Origin of the sequence: Nocardiopsis salina YIM 90010 (assembly GCF_000341025.1) — a bacterium.
Lineage (GTDB): Bacteria > Actinomycetota > Actinomycetes > Streptosporangiales > Streptosporangiaceae > Nocardiopsis > Nocardiopsis salina.
In genome coordinates, this window is the sequence record NZ_ANBF01000208.1 from 1 (window position 1) to 3,009 (window position 3,009).

General features: G+C 70.5%; 3 protein-coding genes. 2 read left to right on the plus strand and 1 reads right to left on the minus strand.

The window, feature by feature from the left end:
- Window positions 1-166: 166 nt before the first annotated feature.
- Window positions 167-1,174, minus strand: a complete 1,008-nt coding sequence (locus D474_RS0123725; protein ID WP_026118756.1) for an ABC transporter substrate-binding protein — start codon at window positions 1,172-1,174, stop codon at window positions 167-169.
- A 155-nt stretch (window positions 1,175-1,329) separates the two neighbouring features.
- Here D474_RS0123725 and D474_RS0123730 point away from each other — a divergent pair, with 155 nt between their 5' ends.
- Window positions 1,330-2,364, plus strand: a complete 1,035-nt coding sequence (locus D474_RS0123730) for a FecCD family ABC transporter permease (protein WP_017615975.1) — start codon at window positions 1,330-1,332, stop codon at window positions 2,362-2,364.
- Window positions 2,361-3,009, plus strand: a 649-nt coding sequence (locus tag D474_RS29850) for a FecCD family ABC transporter permease (RefSeq protein WP_017615976.1), incomplete at its 3' end; no start/stop codon positions are given. The genes D474_RS0123730 and D474_RS29850, both read left to right, overlap by 4 nt.

Sequence of the window (3,009 nt, forward strand, 5' to 3'; positions counted from 1 at the left end):
GATCCCGACCCCCGACGAACNGAGATCGCCTCCGAAGCAGCATCAGGGAACACCCCCGAGGCAACACCAGAGACCGCCCCCGAAACAGCACCACAGAACATCCCACATCCCGGGCAAACCCCTGAAGCAGCACTGGCGAACCGCAGGCCCCGAGGTAACACCACATCTAGACCGCGGGCTCGGCCTCCCCGGTCAGCGCGGCCGTGACCTCCTCGACGATCCGGTGCGCTGCGTAGTAAGAGCCCGCGCCCCACACGTCGTGGTCGCCGTGGAAGACCTGCTCCTCCTCCACGGCCGAAAGGTTGGCCCACACTCCGTCGGAGAAGGCGTCGGGCGCCTCGGGATAACCCGACCCGGTCAGCACGAACACGGCGTCTCCGTCGGCGGAGTCGAGGTTCTCGTAACTGCGCGGTACGAAGTCCGTCTCGCCCTCGGGGTCGACCTGCTCGTCGGGCCGGGCGAAACCGAGGTCGTCCACGACCTGGCCGGGGAAGGACGCGGAGGTCTCCAGGCGCACCTCGCTCTCGTCCTGCAGCCGTACCAGAGACAGCTCGGTCTCGGCGGGGTCGGTGCCGGCGTCCGACAGTTCCTCGCGCGCCTGCTCCACCGCGTCCTCGTACTCGGCGACCGCCTCCTCGGCCCGGCCGGCCTCGTTCAGGACCTCGGCGACCTCCTCCAGGTGGCCGCGCCAGGCACCGGTGCCCTCCCACTCCAGGAGTACGGTGGGCGCGATCTGCTCCAGGTCGTCGAGCATCTCCGCCTGTGCCCCGACCTGTGTGTCCACGCCGATGATCAGGTCGGGTGCGGTGTTGGCCAGCTCCTCGATGTTGACGTCCTCCTCGGACGGAGAGTTGGTCACCACGCTGAGTGCGTCGGCGTCGACCCCTTCGGGCAGGAACGGTTCCAGACCCTGCCCGCTCTCGCCCGGTGTGCCCATGGTCGCGACCACGTCGTGGCCGAGCTGCGTTGCGGCCCCCAGGGTCGGACGCCACAGGACCGCCACGCTCTGCGGTTCGGCGGGCACCTCCACCGCCCCGTTGGCCGCCTCGACCGTGCGGGTCTCGCCGTCGGGCTCCGAGGGGTCGCTTCCGCTGGGGGAGCAGGCGGCGGTCACCAGGACCACACCGAGGCCCACGACGGGAAAAGAACGGGACATGTGAGTAGTCAGGGGCATCGATCGGACCCTTCGCGTGGACGGTTGGTAAGGTAAGGCTGGCCTGATACGTCGGGCGGTGGGCGCTGTTCGACGTACCGTACGATGATGCGTCGGTCCATATTAAGGCAAGCCTCACCTTCTTCCAGTGACGCGAACACGAACGGGGAACGCACGTGGCCCTGCGCGCTCCCACTCCCCCCGGCCCCACACGCGCCCGACGCGTGGCCCGCCCTGCCGGGCTCCTGCTCGCCCTCGCCGTGCTCGGCGGGTGCGTGCTCCTCAGCATCTCCGTCGGCTCCAAGGCCATTGCTCCCGGCGAGGTCTGGAACGCCCTGGTGCACTACGACGGCGGTTACGACCACGACGTCGTGCGCAGTCTGCGCGTGCCGCGCACGATCCTGGGCGTCTTCGTCGGAGCCGCCCTCGGCCTCGCCGGCGCCCTCATGCAGGGGCTGACCCGCAATCCCCTCGCCGAACCCGGAATCCTCGGCGTCAACTCCGGTGCGGCCGCGGCCGTGGTCGTCTCCAGCGTCGTGCTCGGCGTCAGTGGGACCGCCCTGGTCTGGCCCGCCTTCATCGGAGCCGCCCTGGCCGCCGTCGCCGTCTACGCCCTGGGTTCTCGCGGACGCGCCGCCGCCACCCCCGTCCGCCTCGCCCTGGCCGGGACCGCGCTGGCCGCTGTGCTGCAAGGAATCGTGCACGGCGTCGTGGTGCTCAACGACTTCGCCTTCGACCGGATCCGCTTCTGGCAGGTGGGGTCCCTCGTCGGACGCGACATCGAGCTCTTCTGGCAGGTCGCGCCGTTCCTCGTGGCCGGGATCGTGCTGACCCTGTGCATGGGCCCCTCCCTCAACGCCGTCGCGCTCGGGGACGACCTCGCCGCCTCCCTCGGGGCCCGGATTCCGGTCGTGCGTGCCCTGGCCGCCGTAGGCATCATCCTGTTGTGCGGCGCCGCCACGGCCGCGGCCGGTCCGATCTGGTTCGTCGGCCTGGTCATTCCGCACATCGCGCGCATCATAACCGGGCCGGACCAGCGCTGGCTCCTGCCCTACTCGGCCGTGCTCGGGGCGATCCTGCTGACCGCCTCCGACGTCGTCGGCCGCCTCGTCGTCCCCGGGGCGGAACTGGAGGTCGGAATCATCACCGCGATCGTCGGCGCCCCCGTGTTCATCGCCCTGGTCCGCAGCAGAAAGATGGCCCAGCTGTGAGTGACACCCTGACCGAGCGCCCCGGTTCCGGCCGGAGCCACGCACCGCACGGAACCGTGCCCGTACGTCCGCTGCGCGGGCGCCTCTCCTTCCTGGCCCGGCCACGCACGCTGATCGTCGTCCTCGTGCTCGTCCTGGTCAGCACCTTCACCCTGGCGCTGTCGGTCTCCGTCGGTGACTACGAGGTGCCGCTCTCGGCGGTGCCCGCGGCGATCTTCGGCTACGGGGAGCACCTCGACGTGTTCTTCGTGCAGGACACGCGCCTGCCCCGCGCGCTGACCGCCCTCGGTGTCGGGGCCGCGCTCGGGGTGGCGGGCGCCGTTTTCCAGAGCCTGTCGCGCAATGCGCTGGGCAGCCCCGACATCATCGGCTTCACCTCGGGCGCCGCCACTGGTGCCGTCGCCGCCATCCTGGCTTTCGGAGCCGGCCGCCTGGGGGTGTCCCTGGGGGCCATCGCCGGAGGACTGGTCACCGCCGCCGTCGTCTACCTGCTCGCGATGAAGAACGGCGTGCAGGGGTACCGGCTCGTCCTCGTCGGTATCGGCATCAGCGCCATGCTCTCGTCGGTGCGCGACTACCTCATGACCCGAGCCGAACTCACCGACGCGCTGGGCGCCCAGATCTGGATGATCGGCAGCCTCAACG